General features: G+C 67.6%; 13 protein-coding genes. 6 read left to right on the top strand and 7 right to left on the bottom strand.

All coding sequences use genetic code 11. From position 1 onward, the window contains the following. Positions 1–29 precede the first annotated feature (29 nt). Positions 30–989: an AEC family transporter gene (locus AZL_RS12265; protein ID WP_012974868.1), complete on the top strand. Its 960-nt coding sequence runs from the start codon at positions 30–32 to the stop codon at positions 987–989. Between the two features lie 611 nt (positions 990–1,600). Next, positions 1,601–3,298 (top strand): methyl-accepting chemotaxis protein, encoded by a 1,698-nt coding sequence (locus AZL_RS12260; protein ID WP_012974867.1) that lies wholly within the window; start codon positions 1,601–1,603, stop codon positions 3,296–3,298. Positions 3,299–3,423: 125 nt separating this feature from the next. Here AZL_RS12260 and AZL_RS12255 read toward each other — a convergent pair whose 3' ends face one another. Together AZL_RS12255 and AZL_RS12250 are read right to left on the bottom strand one after the other, a co-directional pair. Next, complete coding sequence (locus tag AZL_RS12255; protein ID WP_012974866.1) at positions 3,424–4,086, bottom strand: hypothetical protein; 663 nt, start codon at positions 4,084–4,086, stop codon at positions 3,424–3,426. A 172-nt stretch (positions 4,087–4,258) separates the two neighbouring features. Then, on the bottom strand, positions 4,259–6,268 hold the full coding sequence (locus tag AZL_RS12250; protein ID WP_042443070.1) for a methyl-accepting chemotaxis protein: 2,010 nt from the start codon (positions 6,266–6,268) through the stop codon (positions 4,259–4,261). A gap of 424 nt (positions 6,269–6,692) precedes the next feature. Between AZL_RS12250 and AZL_RS12245 the strand changes: the two genes are divergently transcribed. The 3 genes from AZL_RS12245 to AZL_RS12235 all read left to right on the top strand — a co-directional run bounded on the left by AZL_RS12245 (position 6,693) and on the right by AZL_RS12235 (position 10,997). Beyond that, a complete protein-coding gene (locus AZL_RS12245) occupies positions 6,693–7,814 on the top strand; it encodes a glycosyltransferase family 2 protein (protein ID WP_012974864.1) in 1,122 nt (373 codons plus the stop codon). Next, complete coding sequence (locus AZL_RS12240) at positions 7,811–9,574, top strand: glycosyltransferase family 39 protein (RefSeq protein WP_012974863.1); 1,764 nt, start codon at positions 7,811–7,813, stop codon at positions 9,572–9,574. The genes AZL_RS12245 and AZL_RS12240 overlap by 4 nt, the downstream gene beginning before the upstream one ends. Before the next feature lie 157 nt (positions 9,575–9,731). Next, the gene (locus AZL_RS12235) at positions 9,732–10,997 is read left to right on the top strand and encodes a serine hydrolase domain-containing protein (protein ID WP_012974862.1); all 1,266 of its coding nucleotides are present in this window, start codon (positions 9,732–9,734) and stop codon (positions 10,995–10,997) included. A 13-nt stretch (positions 10,998–11,010) separates the two neighbouring features. On the opposite strand, the gene AZL_RS12230 is transcribed toward AZL_RS12235, so the two are convergent. Then, the gene (locus AZL_RS12230) at positions 11,011–11,421 is read right to left on the bottom strand and encodes a nuclear transport factor 2 family protein (RefSeq protein WP_042443780.1); all 411 of its coding nucleotides are present in this window, start codon (positions 11,419–11,421) and stop codon (positions 11,011–11,013) included. A gap of 151 nt (positions 11,422–11,572) precedes the next feature. Then, on the bottom strand, positions 11,573–12,616 hold the full coding sequence (locus AZL_RS12225; RefSeq protein ID WP_148219305.1) for a hypothetical protein: 1,044 nt from the start codon (positions 12,614–12,616) through the stop codon (positions 11,573–11,575). Positions 12,617–12,879: 263 nt separating this feature from the next. Between AZL_RS12225 and nadE the strand changes: the two genes are divergently transcribed. Continuing rightward, on the top strand, positions 12,880–14,547 hold the full coding sequence (nadE, locus tag AZL_RS12220) for an NAD(+) synthase (protein ID WP_012974859.1): 1,668 nt from the start codon (positions 12,880–12,882) through the stop codon (positions 14,545–14,547). 99 nt (positions 14,548–14,646) lie between these two features. Here nadE and AZL_RS12215 read toward each other — a convergent pair whose 3' ends face one another. From AZL_RS12215 to elbB, 3 genes are all read right to left on the bottom strand, one after another. After that, entirely contained in the window at positions 14,647–14,871 is a 225-nt protein-coding gene (locus AZL_RS12215; protein WP_042443068.1) for a hypothetical protein, read from the bottom strand. Positions 14,872–15,015: 144 nt separating this feature from the next. Beyond that, entirely contained in the window at positions 15,016–15,585 is a 570-nt protein-coding gene (locus AZL_RS12210; protein ID WP_012974858.1) for a hypothetical protein, read from the bottom strand. Between the two features lie 137 nt (positions 15,586–15,722). Then, entirely contained in the window at positions 15,723–16,391 is a 669-nt protein-coding gene (elbB, locus tag AZL_RS12205; protein ID WP_012974857.1) for an isoprenoid biosynthesis glyoxalase ElbB, read from the bottom strand. Positions 16,392–16,419: the final 28 nt, after the last annotated feature.

The following is a 16,419-nucleotide window of genomic DNA, read 5'->3' as shown; positions in this document are numbered from 1 at the left end:
GGCCGTCCCGCTTCCATGGTACCGCGTCCATGTCGCTGATTTTCCAGATCGTCCTGCCGATGTTCGGCCTGATCGCCCTCGGCTTCTGGGCGGCGCGCTACCGCGGATTCAGCACCGCGATGGTCCAGGGGCTTTCCCGTTTCCTCGGCATCTATGCATTGCCGGCGCTGCTGTTCTCCAACATGGCGCGGGCGGATATTCCAGACCCGTTGGAATGGGCGGTGCTGGGGTCCTTCTACATCGCCGCCGTCGGGGTCTTCCTGGTAGCCGGGCTGTGGATGCGGATGGCGGGCCGGCGGGAGCAGATCGCCCCCATCGGTCTCGCCAGCTCCTTTTCCAACATCGCGCTGCTCGGCTCGCCCATCATCATGGAGGCTTACGGGCCGACCGTGGCCGTGCCGGTGATGCTGCTGATCGTCTTCCAGTCGCCCCTGCTGTTCACCTCGGCGACCATGCTGGCGGAAACCCAGCGGTCGGCGCGCGGCGGACGGTCCGGGCGTTCCACGCAGGCGACCCCGCTGCGGGCGACCCTGGGGGCGGCCAAGGCGACCCTGAGCAGCCCGCTGGTGGTGTCGGTCATTCTGGGGCTTGCCGCCAACCTCACCCATCTGCCGATAGCGCCGATGGTGATGAAGAGTTTCACCTTGATGGCGCAGACGGTGCTTCCCTGCGCCTGTTTCACCCTTGGCGCGTCGCTGGCGCTTAGCCCGGCGTCGGGGGCGGTGCTGCCGGCAACGGTGGTGGCCTTGCTGAAGACGGGGCTGCACCCGCTGCTGACCTGGCTGCTGGCGACCCAGGTCTTCGGCCTGCCGCCGCTGTGGGTGGCCCCGGCGGTGACCGCCGCCGCCCTGCCCATCGGCATCAACGCCTATGTGTTCGCCGAGCGATACAATGCCGGGAGGGAGGTGGTGTCGATGTCGCTGCTGATCTCCACCCTGCTGTCCCCGGTATCGATCTCCATAGCCTTCATGGTGTCGTCCGCCGGATGAGACTCGGCCGGAATTCCGGGGCGCTCCCACATATAGTCTTGAAACTGCGGAGAATTTATTTGTCGTCACCACCCGCTGGGTTGCGGGAGTAGCTGGGGCCGCAACAATCTTATGCGGCAGTATGTCTGGCCAGACCGCCATTGATGGGGGAATATATTTTTGTTAGCCTCTAATTATATGAAGGATAAAGCATCTTTGTGTCTCTAAAGGTGTTCCTTGGAAGGGATAAGCGCGAAAATAGAGTGGTTGTCGCCATCATGGCGGGGGGTGGCCGGTCATGCTTCCGGAAGCTCCGTGACGGTATCAGAAGCGACATATCATAGTATGACAAAGAGTCCTTACCCTTCGTCTATGAAGAAATTCCGACGGGAGTGGGTCGGATCGAAGTGCCTTGAAGAAATGCGACAATCCATCATTGCGATGGGCTTTCCGTTCGAAGGGGGGCGGCGATCGCCCAGCCGTTTCGAAGCGGGCCGCTGGCAGGGCAGGCTGTTCCGCCCCGAAGACGATCCGGGGAGCGGCGCCCGCAAGTTCCTTCGCCTCCTTGCCCACCGCCCCAATGCCATACCGGATGGCCCGCGCCACGGACCGCCGGCCAACGCAGGTGCCCCATGACCCTCCTCAACAACTTCCACATTCCCGTCAAGATGGCCATTCCGGCGACGACGGCGATCATCGGCATGCTGGTGATCGCGGGGCTCGGGTGGTCGGCGATCACCCAGCAATCGGGCCTGCTCGACGCCCTGTTCAACCGCTCCTTCACCCGTGAGGCGGAAATCCAGGGACTGACCGATACCCTGACGGTGGCCCATGCCGGCATGTACCGGACCGTGATCCTCAGTGGCGCCAACGCCTCGCCGAAGGCGGTGGAAGAGGAGATGAAGGCGCTCACCGGCCAGCTCGACAAGCTGAAGACGCAGTCGGACGCGCTGAAGGGCGCCCCGGCCGACACCGACGAGGAGGCGAAATTCTTCGAACGGTTCGGCGGCGATGCCGCGACATATCTGGCCAAGGTGGGAAGTTTCCTCGACCTGCTGAAGATGGGCGTCGACCCGCTCGATTTCCTGCAGGAGGTCCAGTCCGCCTATACCCGGTTGCAGGGCACCAGCCGCGATTATCTGACCTACAAGCGCAAGGTCTCGACCGATGCCTACGCCACGGTCAACCAGTCGGTCGACCGCACGACCGAGGCCTTCATGGTCGTGGCGGGCGCCGCGCTGCTGGTGACGGTCGGCGTCGCCCTGTTCATCGGCATGAACATCGCCCGCCCGATCGTGCGTCTGACCGATATGATGGAGCGGCTGGCGCGCGGCAATCTGGAGATGGACATCCCGGCGGCCGACCGTGGCGACGAGATCGGCCAGATGGCCCGTGCGGTGCTGGTCTTCAAGGAAAACGCCGTCCGCGTGCAGGAACTGTCGCGCGAGCAGGAGGCGATGCGCCTGCGCAACGAACAGGAGCGGCGCCAAGCGATGGCGGCGCTCGCCACCGACCTGGAGGCTTCGGTCAAGGCGATGGTCGGCGAGGTGGTGCGGTCGGCGAGTTCGATGCGCAACGAAGCCAACTCGATGCTCGACAATGCCAAGCAGACCAGCCACCACAGCGACAGCGTCGCCCATTCCGTGCAGGAGGCGACCAGCGAGGTCGAAAGCGTGGCGGCCGGCGCTGAACAGCTCCGCGCCTCGATCGACGAGATCACCCGCTCCATCAGCCAGTCGGCGCAGCTCGCCCGCGGCGCGGTGGAGGAGGCCGGCCGCACCGACGGCATCGTCCAGGGGTTGAGCGAGGCCAGCCGCAAGATCGAGGAGGTCGTCGGGCTGATCCAGTCGATCGCCGGACAGACCAATCTGCTGGCGCTGAACGCCACCATCGAAGCCGCCCGCGCGGGTGAGGCGGGCAAGGGCTTCGCCGTGGTGGCGCAGGAGGTGAAGAGCCTGGCCAACCAGACCGCCAAGGCGACGGAGGAGATCGGCACCGAGATCGCCGCCGTTCAGGCCGCCACCCATGCGGCGGTCGGCGCCATCCGCGCCATCGTCGGCACCATCCGTCAGGTCGACGAGTCGCTGGGCACCGTCGCCGCCGCGGTGGAGGAGCAGGATGCCGCCACCCGCGACATCAGCGAACGGTCGCAGCGCGCCGCCGTCGACACCATGGCGGTGATGCAGGAGATGCGTCTGGTCCAGCAGGCCGCCGAGACCACCGGCCATTCCGCCGGTTCGGTTCAGACCACGACGGAGGAGCTGTCGCGCAGTTTCAACCGCCTCGACGACGAGATCGAAGCCTTCATCGCCCGCATCACCGCGGCGTGAGGGCGGGCCGAAAGGCGGGCTGAAGGAAAAACGCCCGTCCCCGTGCGGTGCAGGGACGGGCGTTTCCATTCATCGGACGGAAGATCCGCCGGGAGGGGGCATGAACGCCGCCCTCTCACCGCCTATCACGCCGCGAGCACCCGGTGCCGTGCATCCGCCCAGGGCCGCGCGGTCGTCGGGCGGCCGTCGGCGTCGATCAGGCCGCGGCTGAACAGCTCCTCGGCATGGCGGATGAAGAAGGCGGCGGTGCTCGGCCGTTCCCAATGCTCCATCCAGTTCTGTTCCAGGAAGGCCAGGATTCCCGGCTGGCCCAGTTCGACCTCCCACAGCACGCCGAGCAGCGAGGTCTGCTGTTCCTCATGCATGCAGTCCTCGAAGCACAGGCGCTTGTCGGCGCGGGCCTCCTTGCGCGCGGTGGTCTCCGGGCCGGGGCCGAGGCCGTAGTCGATCAGGGGCCGCCGTTCCGGCGCCGCGCACAGCCAGTGCGCCACCTCATGCACGATCACCGTCGCCTCGACATCGGTGCGGATCACCCTGCCGTCCCACATGAAGGAACGGCTGGGCGGCTCGTCCAGCGTGTCGATGCCATGGGCATGGGCCAGCCGCACCGCCTCGGCCCGATGGGCCGCGGTATCGACGCCGCCGCCGGGCTCATCCTCCGGCCGTACCGGCCAGGTCGCGGCGATCCGGCGGAAGGCGGCCCGCGCCTGGGCATGGCCGTCCAGATGGGCGTCGAAGGCGGCGATGGCCTTCGGCATGTCGTCAATGGCGATGGGGGTCAGGATCATGGCGCCTATGTGCCCAAGGGGGCGGCCCGGCGCAAGGGGAATGTAGCCATGCGAAGGGGTGGGGCTGTCCGGCGACAAAGCCGGCGTTGAACCGGCACCGGCAAGATCCGGTCCGTTTGGATCCCGCCAGCGCCGCAACTGGTGTTACAGCATCCGGAATCGATGCCGTTTCTTACGCCGCCCGCATATCGGCCAGGAAGCGCGACACGAAGCCGCGCAGGTCGGTCGCCTCGTGGTTCAGCCCGTCCGCGGCGGTCAGCACCTCGCGCGAGGCGTCGCCGGCGGAGGCGGCGGCCTCCGTCACGCCGGCGATAGTGCCGGATACCTGCTGCGTTCCGCGCGCCGCCTGCTGGACGTTGCGGCTGATCTCCCTGGTGGCCGCTCCCTGCTCCTCGACCGCCGCGGCGATGGTGGTCGAGATATGGTTGATCTCCGCGATCACCCGGCCGATCTCGGCGATGGCGCCGGCGGCCTGCCGGCTGATCTCCTGGATGCCGCCGATCTGGTTGCCGATCTCCTCCGTCGCCTTGGCGGTCTGGTTGGCGAGGTTCTTCACCTCCGACGCCACCACGGCGAAGCCCTTGCCCGCCTCCCCCGCACGGGCGGCTTCGATGGTGGCGTTCAAGGCCAGCAGGTTGGTCTGGCTGGCGATGTCGGTGATCAGCTGGACGACCTCGCCGATGCGCTGGGCGGCATCGACCAGCCCGCGCACTGTGCCGTCGGTCTTCTCGGCCGTGGCCACCGCCTGCCCGGCGATGCGGGTGCTTTCCGCCACCTGCCGGCCGATTCCGGAGATCGACGCGGTCAGCTCCTCGGTCGCGGCGGCCACCGTCTCCACATTGCCGGTCGCCTCATGGGAGGCGCTGGCGACGGCGTCGGCCTGGCGGGTGGTCTGCTCCGCGTTGGCCGACATCGTCTGCGCCGTGGCCTGAAGCTGGGTCGCCGCCGCCGACACCCGGCCGAGCGCGTCCAGCACCAGCCGGTCGAACTCCTGGGTCAGCCGGTCGATACGCTCGCCGCGGCTGCGCCGCGCCTCATGGTCGGCGCGCTGGAGTTCGGCCAGCCGGTCGCTTTCGATCAGTCTGTCCTTGAAGACCAGCAGAGCCTTCGCCATGCCGCCGATCTCGTCGGCACGCTCCAGCCCGGGGATGTCGACGCCGCGGTCGCCGCCGGCCAGCCGGGTCATGCGGTCGGTCATCGCCACCACCGGGCGCGACAGTCCGCGGCCGATCAGCAAAGCCGTCGCCAGCCCCATCACCACCGCCACCAGCGAGGCGACCATCATCCCGCCGCGCGCCGTGTCGATGAAGCCGGTCGTTTCCAGGCCCAGGCTCTTTTGGCTGTCGACGCTGGCTTCCGTCAGCTGTTCGGCCTCCTTGGCGATGGAATCGCCGACCGGGATCAGCACCTCGTTGACCAGCCGATCGCGTTCGGCCGTCGCCTTGACCACGGCGTTGAAGCCGGAGATGTAGACGCGCAGCATCGCGGTGTAGGACATCGCCATCTTGCGGCGGTCCATGTCGGTCAGCTTCGCCATCATCGCGCCGCCGCGGCTGGCGGCGTCGGTGAATTGCGAGCGGGTCTGGCTGGCGAGCGCCGGGGAACCGTCGATATTGTAGCGCGTCGCCGAGATGCGGGCCGACAGCATGTGGCGCAGCGCCATGCCCGCCAGATAGGCGGCATCGGTGTCGCCGGCGGCGCTGGCGCTGTCCATGATGCCGTCGAGCGCGCTTTCCAGTCGCGGCCCGATCTCGTCCAGTTCGGCGATCGCCTTGCTCCGCTGGGCCTGCAACTCCATGATCGCGGTGAAGGCTTCCTGATACTGGGCGATCTCCTGCGCCATATGGTCCGCGGTCTTGAGCATCGCGGCATCGGTGAACAGGGTGCGAGCCCTGCCGATGGTCCGGGCCGCCTCCTCCGCGGTGCGGCGGACGGAAGCGCCGACATCGGGATCACCCGTCAGCAGGAACCGGGTTGCCTTCTGCCGCATCTCCAGCATCAGCGCCTGGACGCGTCCCAGCTCGTTGGTCTGCCGGCCGAGCCGCCGGTAGGTGTCCACGGCTCCGCCCGCCTCCGACAGGGCAGCCACGCCGATGCCGCCGACCAGCACCAGGAACACCAGGATGCCGGCGCTGGCCGCCGTGATCTTGGCTCCAACGGAAAAGCGACTGAAAAGGCTCATGGGTTTGGCCTCCATCGACGGGGTGGCTGCGCGGCGCCTGGTCGGGAACGACCGAAACAGGTCAATCCTCGTGACCCGTCTGGTTCCGCTGATACAGGAAGCATGCCATATGACTTCCGATCGCTCGGATATGCCAGTGGGTAATCGTGAAGTCGGTGACGCGACCTTGGGGAATGGCGGGGTTCCGCCATGCTGGAATAAAAGCCGACGCCGGACGTTGATCTGTTTCTCTTGACCGCGGATGGACGGACTCTCGACGCTTTCTCGGTCGAACAGGCTATTTTTTGTGCCGCGGCGGTCACAGGAGAGGCATTTTGAACATCCCACGATATCGTGATATATGCCGAAGGGCGCAGCGGCCGTCCGGGGTCGTCGCCGATCCCTTCATCTCCCGGTCCCTGACGCTTTGACCTGACGGCTGGCCATGTCCATTCCCGACGCGCCCTTTTCCGCGGCCTCCCCGGATGCCCGCACCCCATCCGCCCGTCCGCCGGCCAACCGGTCCTGCCGGCCACGGCGCGGCTGCCTGTCGGTCGTCATTCCCTTCTACAACGAGGGGCCCAACATCGACGCCCTGTTTGCCCGGCTGGTCCCGGTGCTGGATGGGCTCGGCATGGATTGGGAGGTGGTCTGCGTCAACGACGGCAGCCGCGACGACACCATCGACCGGCTGCTGGACGTCCATGATCGCGAAGCCCGGGTCAAGGTGGTCGACCTGTCGCGCAACTTTGGCAAGGAGCTGGCGCTGTCCGCCGGGCTCAGCCACACCACCGGCGACGCGGTGGTGCCGATGGACGCCGACCTGCAGCATCCGCCGGAGCTGTTGCCGGAGTTCATCGCCAAATGGCGGGAGGGCTTCGACGTGGTCGTCGCGGTGCGTCATGCCCGCGTCGGGCAGAGCCTGAAGCACCGGCTGTTCGCCCGGCTGTTCTACTGGGTCTTCGACCATCTGTCGGAGATCAAGCTGCCGCGCGAGGTCGGCGATTTCCGCCTGATGGACCGCCGGGTCGTCGAGGTCATCAACCGGATGCCCGAGCGCACGCGCTTCATGAAGGGCATCTTCGCCTGGGTCGGCTTCCGTCAGGCCGCGATCCCCTATGAACAGGGGGAGCGCGCCGGCGGCGATACCAAATGGGGCTTCGTCAAGCTGCTGCGCCTGTCCTTCGACGGGCTGACCGCCTTTTCCACCTTTCCGCTGCGGGTGTGGAGCCTGGTCGGCATGGCGGTGTCGGGCGTCGCCTTCGTCTATATCCTGATCCGCCTGATCCGCACCCTGGTCCACGGCATTGATGTGCCGGGCTACGAGTCGCTGCTGGTCGCCGTGCTGTTCCTGGGCGGCATCCAGCTGATCACGCTCGGCATCATCGGCGACTATCTGGGCCGCGTCTTCGCCGAGGTGAAGGGACGGCCGCTGTTCATCGTCCGCTCCGCCCATGGCTTCGGTCCGGCCGACGGACCGGGGGAGCACGGGCTCGACCCGGTCGATGCGGCGGCCGGAGGCGGGATGGTGGACCGGGAGCGGGCCGGGCGGGAGCCGAATCGATGAGCATTCTGACCCGGCTGCGCGGTGACGGAGGCGGCCCCGATGGCGGCGCTTCCGGTGACGGAACGCCCGCTGCCGACCGGCCGGTCGTGGTGACGGCCGCACCGTCAACCGCCACGGCGACCGGCCACGTCCTGCCGCGCGGCGAGGCCACCCTGTGGGACGGGCTTTCGCGCGCGCTCCTGCTGGGGGTGCTGATTCTCGCCGCCCTGACCTTCCTCAGCTATGGCATCAGCACGGACGAGGAGGTTCAGCACATCTACGGCAAGAAGCTGCTGTCCTATTACCTCAGCGGCTTTCAGGACCGGTCCGCCTTCCATTTCAAGGATCTGGCCTATTACGGCGGGCTGTTCGACCTCGTCACCGCGGTGATCGTGCCCTTCTCCCCCTTCGAGGAGTATGAGACGCGGCACCTGCTCTGCGCGCTGGTCGGCGTGCTGGGCATCGCCGGTACCTGGCGCTATACCCGGCTGCTGGCCGGACCGCGCGCCGGCTTCATCGCGGCGGCCCTGTTGTCGTTGAGCGGTGTCTATTACGGCGCCATGTTCAACAACACCAAGGACGTGCCTTTCGCGGCCGGCATGGTGTGGACGCTGTATTTCGCCACCCGCATCCTGAAACAGATGCCGCGGCCCAGCCGCAGCGCGGTGTTGAAGTTCGGGCTGGTTCTGGGCATGACGCTGGCGATCCGTGTCGGCGCGGTGCTGGCCGGCTTCTATCTGGCGGTCGCCATGGCGCTGCATTTCGCGCTGGTGACCCAGCAGGAGGGGCGGCGCTGGGCGCTGGTCGATGCGCGGCGCGCCTTCCTGTCGCTGTGGCCGGCGATCCCGGTCGCCTATGCGATCATGGCGGTGTTCTGGCCCTGGGTGGTGCAGCGGCCGCTCCGCAATCCGCTGGAGGCGCTGCGCGTCGTTTCGCATTTCCCGATCGACATCCAGACACTGTTCATGGGCGAACTGGTCCATTCCAACGACCCGCCCGCCCTCTACCTGCCGGTCTATCTGGCGGTGAAGGTGCCGGAAGCGGTGGTCATCGGGGTCGGGGCGGCGGTGGTGATGGCGGCGATCTGGCTGGCGCGCGGCGGCTGGCGGCGGTCCGGCGCCTTCACGGTCGTGCGCTATACGCCCCTGGCGCTGGCCGGCTTCCTGCCGATCCTGCTGTTCGTGCTGATGCGGCCGTCGGTCTATAACGGCATCCGCCATTTCCTCTTCCTGGTGCCGCCCATGGTGGTGATGGCGGCCATCGCCGCCGACCGTCTGTGGTCGCTGTGCCAGCGGGGCGGCCGGGCGCTGGGGCAGGGCTTCGCCGCGGTGATGACCACCGTCGCGGTGCTCTATGCCTGGCAGCTGGGCGCCATGCACCCGAACCAGTATGTCTATTACAACCAGTTCGTCGGTGGCGTGCGGGGCGCCGATGGCCGGTTCGAGCTGGATTACTGGGGAAATTCCCTGCACGAGGCGTTGCAGGAGCTGATCGACTATGTCGAGCGGGAGAATGACGGCCGCCCCCCGCCGCGTCAGTACACGCTGACCGTTTGCGGCAACACGCTGGCGGTGCGGTTCGAACTGCCACCCTGGCTGCGTCTGGTCAACGGGATCGAGCCGGACTGGCGCAAGGCCGATTTCTTCCTGGCCTTCACCCAGGTGAAGCGGTGTCCGTCGCTGCTCGACGGCCATCCCATCCTGGAGATCGCGGCGGACGACGTGCCGCTGTCCATCGTCAAGGACCGCCGCCCGCCGCGGGCGGACATCCCGACGGAATAGTCGCTTCGGCCTGACCGGTCGGTCAGGTACCGGGTGGCCGGGGAGTACCCCGGCGGTTCCCGCTCCGTCTTTCGCCGGATCGCCCTTCGCGGCCCTGTCCGCTTGCCGGACCTCCGCCCATTCTCGGGTCCGGCGCTTGGACCGGGGAGGAGCGGGAATGCGGCGGCGGCTGCTCTGTGGCGTTCTGTGTCTGCTGCTGTGGAGCATTCCGCTTGGCCAGATCGGGGCGATCGGCCTGGATCCCCTTCCCGGTCCGCTCTCGGGCAGGCCGCCGGAAGCGCCGCCGGATTCCTTGGCCGCCGCGATGACCCGCGCCGTGGAGGAGCGGCAGCCTCCCCCCGGTGCCGGCGGTCTGGTGGTCGGGGTGATCCGCGATGGCCGGACCCTCGTGGTCGGGCGCGGCGATGCCGGATGGCCGGACGGCGGTCCGCCCGATGGGCGCACCCTGTTCCAGATCGCCTCCCTGACCAAGCCCTTCACCGGCACCATCATGGCGGAGCTGATGCGGGAGGGCCGCGTCGCCCCCGATGATCCGCTGCAACGCCATCTGCGCCGGGTTGGTCCGGTTCCGCTCGCCCATATGCCGGAATTCGACGGTCGTCCGATCCGGCTCCGCGACCTCGCCACCCACACCGCCGGCCTGCCCAACGTGCCGGAAACGCCCCGCTTTTCCTGGAGCCGGCTGGAGGACCCACGCAATCCCTACAAGACGCTGTCGCGGGCGGAACTGGCGCGGTGGCTGTCCGGTTACCGTCCGCCGGTGCCGTCGGGTGTGCGCTTCAGCTACTCCAATGCCGGCATGGCGCTGTTGGGGGAGGCGCTGTCCGCCGCCGCCGGCCAATCCTATGACGCGTTGCTGAAACGGGTGGTGACCGAGCGTTTCGGCCTGTCCGACACCACCCTGCATCCGACGGCGGAGCAGTTGGCGCGCAAGGCGATCGGCCATGCCCGGGGCCGTATCGTGCCGGATTGGGAGGCGCCGGCGATGCTGCCGGCCTTCGGTCTCTATTCCTCCGCCGATGATCTGTTGCGCTGGCTTTCCGCAAATCTCGGCGACTGTCCGGCCTCCTCTTCAGCCGGTGCCGATAACGGTGGCCATGGCTGCGCTCCGGCGGTGGCCGCGACCCTCGCCCTGGCCCAGTCGGTGCAGGTGGAGGGTCGGGCGCTGGCCGATCCCGGCAGCCTGGGGACCGGGGCGATGGCGCTGGGTTGGTTCGTCGCCTGGGCCGCGGACGGGACGCCGATCCATTGGCATTCCGGGGCGACCGGCGGCTTCAATGCCTACATCGCCTTTTCCAGGGCGCACCGCTGGGGTGTGGTGGCGTTGACCAACAGCGACCCCGATCAGGTCATCGCCGATCATGTGGCGATCGACCTTGTCCGCCGTCTGGAGGCGCTGCCGGAGGTGGCGAGTCTCCCCTGAGGCGTGCCGTCTGTCAGTGCAGGCGCCGTGGCATCTTGGCCGGGATTTCGACATCGGCGCGGGGGGGCGCGATGGGGCCGGCCTGATGATGGGCGAGGCGCCAGCTGCCCTTTTCGCGGGCGAACAGATTGGTGGCGGCCAGGACGGCGTCACCCAGCATTTCCTCGCAGACCACAAGCGCGGTGTCGCCGTGCAGGGTCACGCGCTCGTTGCGGGCCTGCACGGCGATGCCGCTCGGCGCCCGCAGAACATCCCGCCAGCTGGTCAGCACCGCGTCGCGTCCGAACAGGGCGGTCCAGCCGGGATGGATGCAGGAGACGGGCAGGGTTTCCGCCCACAGGGCTTCCATCGCGGCGGCGTCACGGTTGGTGAAGGCCCGGTAGAAGGCTTGGTTCAGGGCCAGCAGCGTGTCGCGGTCAGTCATGGCGTTCATCCGGGCGAGGTTCCGGGGGATTGGCGGGGCGCGGCCCGGCAGCCGGCACCGGAACCGCTTGTAAAGAAGCCATTCCGCAAGGGCAAGCGCCGGTCCGGACGGATCCGGACCGGCGCTGTGACAACGCGCGCATCGATTAGCGTCAGGCGGTCAGATTGACGCTCTGCTGCTTGGCGGGGGTCGCCGCCGCCGTCGTCGCCGTGCCTGCCGCCGCGGCGGTGGCCGCCGTGGTTGTCGGAGTGGCCGCCGCTCCGGCCGTCGCCGTGGAGGCCTTCCCGGCCGACAGCCCGGCGATCGGGGTGGACAGGTCGAGTGTCAGGCGGGTGACGCCATCCTTGGAGGTGGTCGGCTTCAGCACAGCCAGCCCCTTCATCCCGTCGCCGCCGCCGCCCTTGGCGGCCATGTCGTTCAGCTTGCCGAGGATGTCCTTGATCTCGTCCTCGCTGAACCCCTCGGAACGGACGATCATGCCGGTGGATTTGCCGGTGGCGGTGGTGGTCATGCCGGTGGCGCTCAGCGCCATGTCGCTGCCCTTGCCCAGCGACGCCTGCAAACGCTGATCGTCCCGCCGGAAGTCCAGGGTCGATTTCGCGAAGGAAATCTTGACGCTGCGGTCGCCATCCTGGATTTCCAGGTCGATGCCGTGCGATTCGATCGACCATTGCGACTGGGTGGCCTGCATGTCCACCGACAGATTGCCGAGATTCATGCCGTCCAGCTTGGACTTCAGCCCGTCGCCAAAACCCTTCACGGCGTCGTCGATGCGGTTCTGCGGAACACCCAGCACGCTGAGCGCGTCGCCCAGCCCCTGTTTCAACGCGTCGATGCCCTTGCCGAACGCGCCGGCCAGATCCTTGCCATGATCCAGCGCCGACTGCATCAGCGACTGGGCCTGCTTGGCGCGGTCCACCCCGCCGTTGCCGCCGGCCGCCTGGGCGCCCCCGCCCCCGGCGCCCTGGGCGCCGCCCTTGCCGGTCATGCTGTCCAGCAGCGATTCCATCGACTGGCTGATGGTGTAGGCCGGCGACTGGGCCGTCTTGTCCGCCTTGCCGCCGTCCAGCTGTTTCGCGTCCGATTTGGCCAGCGCGTCCTTCGCCGTGCCGACCGTCTTTGACGAGCCGTTCTGCACAGCCGTGGACAGCACCGACGGTTTGCCGTTCGGGCCGCTGAGCTCCGCGTAGTACATGGATGCCCCCGCATCGCGTTGTTTGATCGCGAGAGGAAGCATGGAATCAGCAACCTTTACCATTTCTTAATTTCGCGATCTTCTTTCAGAAATTGAAATAGCTTCGCTTCCTAAGTAATCGCCAAGGACTGTGGAACTTCATAAGATATCTTATGATTCCTTGTTCCGTTTGCGTGATGACCTGCGACGAGGCGCGGCTTTCGCCGGGTGGGAGGCGCTGCTACCCTTGTGGCAAAAGGACCCGGAAGAGGGAGCCAGCCATCATGACCGACCGCCTGTCCATCGCGCTCGCCCAGTTCAATCCGCTGGCCGGGGATCCCGTCGCGAACGCCGACCGGATCCGCGCCATCCGGGCGGAGGCCGCCGCCCGCGGCGCCGACCTCCTCCTCTGTCCCGCGGGTGCCGTGTCCGGCAGCCCGCTGTCGGATCTCGCCGCCTTTCCCGCCTTTCTCGATGCGGTGGAACGGGCGGTGCGGGGGTTGGCGGATGACACCGGCGATGGCGGTCCGGCCCTGCTGGTCGGCGCGCCCTGGCGCGATGGTCCCAGACGTCACAATGCCGCCCTGCTGCTCGATGACGGAAAGATTTCCGCGGCTCGTTTCCAGTGCGTAATGGAGTCCGATGAGGCCGGCGCAGCGGAGGAGGACTGTTTCGATCCCGGTCCGATGCCTGGGCCGGTGAATGTCCGTGGAGTCCGTGTCGGTCTTCTGATCGGCGGCGATCTGGTGACCGGCGACGTCGCGGAGACTCTGGTGGAAAGCGGGGCGGAACTGCTGGTCGGGATGCTGGCCAGCCCCTTCGCCCCCGGCCGTGTCGATGCGCGGATTCAGGCCGGCGTCGCGCGGGTCGTGGACTGCGGTCTGCCGCTGGTCGCGGTGAATCTCGTTGGCGGACAGGAGGAGCGGGTGTTCGATGGCGGCAGCTTCGCGCTCGCCTCCGGCGGCCGGCTGGTCGCCCAGGCTCCGCTGTTCGCCGAGCATCTGCTGCTGACCCGGTGGGAGCGCGGGGCCGATGACGGCTGGGATGGTGACGAAGCCGAAATGATCGCTCCCGCCGAGGGGGTGGAGGCGCTATACTGCGCGCTGCTGCTGGGTCTGCACGATGCCGTAACGAAAGGTGGCGTGCCGGGCGTGGTGGTTGGGCTGACCGGCGGGCTGGACTCGGCGCTGGTCGCCGCCATCGCCGTCGATGCGCTGGGGCCGGAGCGGGTGCTGGCCGTTCGCGCACCGCTGCCGGCGGGCGAGGCCGATCTTCTGGCCGACAATCTGGCCGACAGTCTGGAAGATGCGGCGGAGATCGTGGAACTGCTGGGCTGCCGCTTGGACAATGTGGTGTTGGCGCCGGTGCTGAAGGCGGCCGACTCGTTGCTGGCGCCGGCCTTTGCCGGGCGCGAGTCGACCGTGCTGGTGAACCAGTTCCATGCCCGCCTGCGTGCCGCCACCCTGGCGGCGCTGGCTGACCGGATGGGTGCCCTTCTGTTGTCGAGCGTGGACCGGACCGACCGGCTGCTCGGCCTCGGGACGGAGGAGGCCGGTTGTGGGTATGCCGTGCTGGCCGATGTGCCCAAGACGGCGGTGCTCGATCTGGCGCGTTGGCGTAACGCCAACCAGCCGGCGGGATCACGGGGACCGGCCGGGTTGCTGGTGCCGGAGCGGGTGCTGGCGCGCAGGCTGAAGGCGGAAACCCCGGCCGGGCTGCCCCCGGTCGAGGCGCTCGACGACCTGCTGGCGGGGATGCTCGACAGCGGGTTGTCGGTGGCGGACCTCGCTGGCCGCGGGCATGCGGCGGAGAGTGTGGCGACGGTCTGGCGCCTGGTGGTCCAGGCCGAGGCGGGGCGGCGCAAGGCACCGCCGGGGCCGCGGATCTCGCGCCCGACGGCGGCGCGGCTGCGGCGTTTTCCGATCACCGGCGGCCTTGCCGATCTGGTGTGAGACATGCGGGCGCGGGGGGAGTCCGCGTCCCCCGCGCCCGTCCGCCGTCTTTTGATCGCAGTCCTTTGATCGCAGTCCTTTGATCGCCGTCTTGCGATCTCAGCCGCGCGTCAGCCTGATGATCGTGGCGATCATGCCGAAGGTCCACAGCACGGCCGGCAGCACCACCCAGGTCGGGTGGAAGACGATCGCCAGCGGCATGATGAAGATCAGCAGCATGGCGGGGAAGACGAAGAGAGGCGAGTTGCCCCAATTGCTCAGCAGGCTTGCCGGATTCTCGTCTTCACCGAAATAGGCATCCGCGGTAACAGCTTGGTCCGTCATCTCTATCACCCGAAGATTTTTGTGGTTATTCCCTTGTCATGCGGTGCGGCAGGACAAGGGTTGATACGCCACGATGCTTCGGATGACCAGAGCGCGGCCTTGGCCGACGTTTCCGACTTTGGTACAGGGGGATGACAACTCCGCTTACGCGGCCTCGCTCAGGGCCAGTTGCGGGCGGCGCAGGCAGGACTGGATGGTGAAAGGGGCGCGGACGCCGCCGTTGAACAGTTCGGCGCATTCCAGGGCCTTCAGCACGCGCTCCTCCGGCGGCTGTCCGACGGTGGAGGCCAGCGAGCCCAGCGCATAATCCGATCCGCAGCCGATGGCGTGATAGCCGCGCCCCGCCTCGCCGACCTGATAGTCCGACTGCACGGTGAACAGCCGCCCCTCCAGCCCGACCATGAAGGTGCCGCCGGTCTCGACATCGTTGGACCGGTGGGCGTAGCCGCCATCCTTCAGACAGCTGCGGACGGCATCGACGAAATCGACCACCAAATAGCGGAACAGGTCGGCGTCATGATCGCGTGGCGGAACCTCCAGCCGGTAATGCAGCAGCTGGCCCATGCGGAAGGAACTGGTGAAGCCGATCAGGCAGTCGCCGTTGCGGAACACCTTGGTGTCGGCGCGCACCGTGATGTCCAGCCCGTTGACCCCGGCGCTGTCGCCCCCCATCCACACGCGGTCGCCGTCCACCAATCCAACAATGCAGGTCATCGCCACCCCTCGCCGCATCAGAATGAAACCGAGGTCAAGGGTGTGGGGAGTCGGTTAATGAATTATTTCGCGCCTGTGTGACATTCAGGGGGTGAAAAGGGGATGAGCTCATCCCCCTTTCGTCCCGTTTCATTTGGTCACCTTGCCAGTTCGACCAGAGCCTTGACGGTATTCTCCGCCCCCTCCGCGATCTGGATCAATGTGGCCTCCAGCATGTAACAGGGCGAGGTGACGATCTTCAGCCCTGGATCGACCACGATCTCGCCATGGCCGGTGACGCGGTGGACGGCCCCCATCGACTCCAGCGCCGCGGCGGTACCGGGATCATTGCCGATGGTCAGTTCCACTCCCTGCTGACCCAGGATCTTGGCGAGGATGGCCGGCGCGATGCACAGCGCGCCGATCGGCTTGTCGGCGGCGCGCATGGCGGCGACGGCGGCCACCACCAGCGGATTGACCGAGCAGTCGGCGCCCTTGAAGGCGAAATCGCTGAGATTCTTGGCGGCGCCGAAACCGCCGGGGAAGATCAGGGCATCGACGTCGCCGGCCGAGAAGTCGCTGAGCGCCGCGATCTTGCCGCGGGCGATGCGGGCCGATTCGACCAGCACGTTGCGGCTCTCGCCGGTCTCCTCGCCGGTCAGATGGTTGACGACATGGGCCTGCGGGATGTCGGGTGCATAGCACACCGCCACCGCGCCGACCTTGGCGATGGCCAGCAGGGTGCAGACCGCCTCGTGGATTTCCGTGCCGTCATACACGCCGCAGCCCGACAGCACGACGCCGATGCGCAAGCTCTTGTCCGCCATAGGATCTCTCCAGGGTTTGGATTTGCCG

Origin of the sequence: Azospirillum sp. B510 (assembly GCF_000010725.1) — a bacterium.
GTDB classification, from domain to species: Bacteria; Pseudomonadota; Alphaproteobacteria; order Azospirillales; family Azospirillaceae; genus Azospirillum; species Azospirillum lipoferum_B.
This window is presented reverse-complemented; position numbering and strand designations above follow the sequence as displayed.

Excerpts from the sequence above, each read along its gene's own strand:
- elbB (WP_012974857.1), bottom strand. The coding sequence starts at position 16,391 with ATGGCGGACAAGAGCTTGCGCATCGGCGTCGTGCTGTCGGGCTGCGGC.
- AZL_RS12240 (WP_012974863.1), top strand. The coding sequence starts at position 7,811 with ATGAGCATTCTGACCCGGCTGCGCGGTGACGGAGGCGGCCCCGATGGC.
- AZL_RS12210 (WP_012974858.1), bottom strand. The coding sequence starts at position 15,585 with ATGACCTGCATTGTTGGATTGGTGGACGGCGACCGCGTGTGGATGGGG.
- AZL_RS12265 (WP_012974868.1), top strand. The coding sequence starts at position 30 with ATGTCGCTGATTTTCCAGATCGTCCTGCCGATGTTCGGCCTGATCGCC.
- AZL_RS12250 (WP_042443070.1), bottom strand. The coding sequence starts at position 6,268 with ATGAGCCTTTTCAGTCGCTTTTCCGTTGGAGCCAAGATCACGGCGGCC.
- AZL_RS12225 (WP_148219305.1), bottom strand. The coding sequence starts at position 12,616 with ATGTACTACGCGGAGCTCAGCGGCCCGAACGGCAAACCGTCGGTGCTG.
- nadE (WP_012974859.1), top strand. The coding sequence starts at position 12,880 with ATGACCGACCGCCTGTCCATCGCGCTCGCCCAGTTCAATCCGCTGGCC.
- AZL_RS12235 (WP_012974862.1), top strand. The coding sequence starts at position 9,732 with ATGCGGCGGCGGCTGCTCTGTGGCGTTCTGTGTCTGCTGCTGTGGAGC.
- AZL_RS12230 (WP_042443780.1), bottom strand. The coding sequence starts at position 11,421 with ATGACTGACCGCGACACGCTGCTGGCCCTGAACCAAGCCTTCTACCGG.
- AZL_RS12215 (WP_042443068.1), bottom strand. The coding sequence starts at position 14,871 with ATGACGGACCAAGCTGTTACCGCGGATGCCTATTTCGGTGAAGACGAG.
- AZL_RS12260 (WP_012974867.1), top strand. The coding sequence starts at position 1,601 with ATGACCCTCCTCAACAACTTCCACATTCCCGTCAAGATGGCCATTCCG.
- AZL_RS12245 (WP_012974864.1), top strand. The coding sequence starts at position 6,693 with ATGTCCATTCCCGACGCGCCCTTTTCCGCGGCCTCCCCGGATGCCCGC.
- AZL_RS12255 (WP_012974866.1), bottom strand. The coding sequence starts at position 4,086 with ATGATCCTGACCCCCATCGCCATTGACGACATGCCGAAGGCCATCGCC.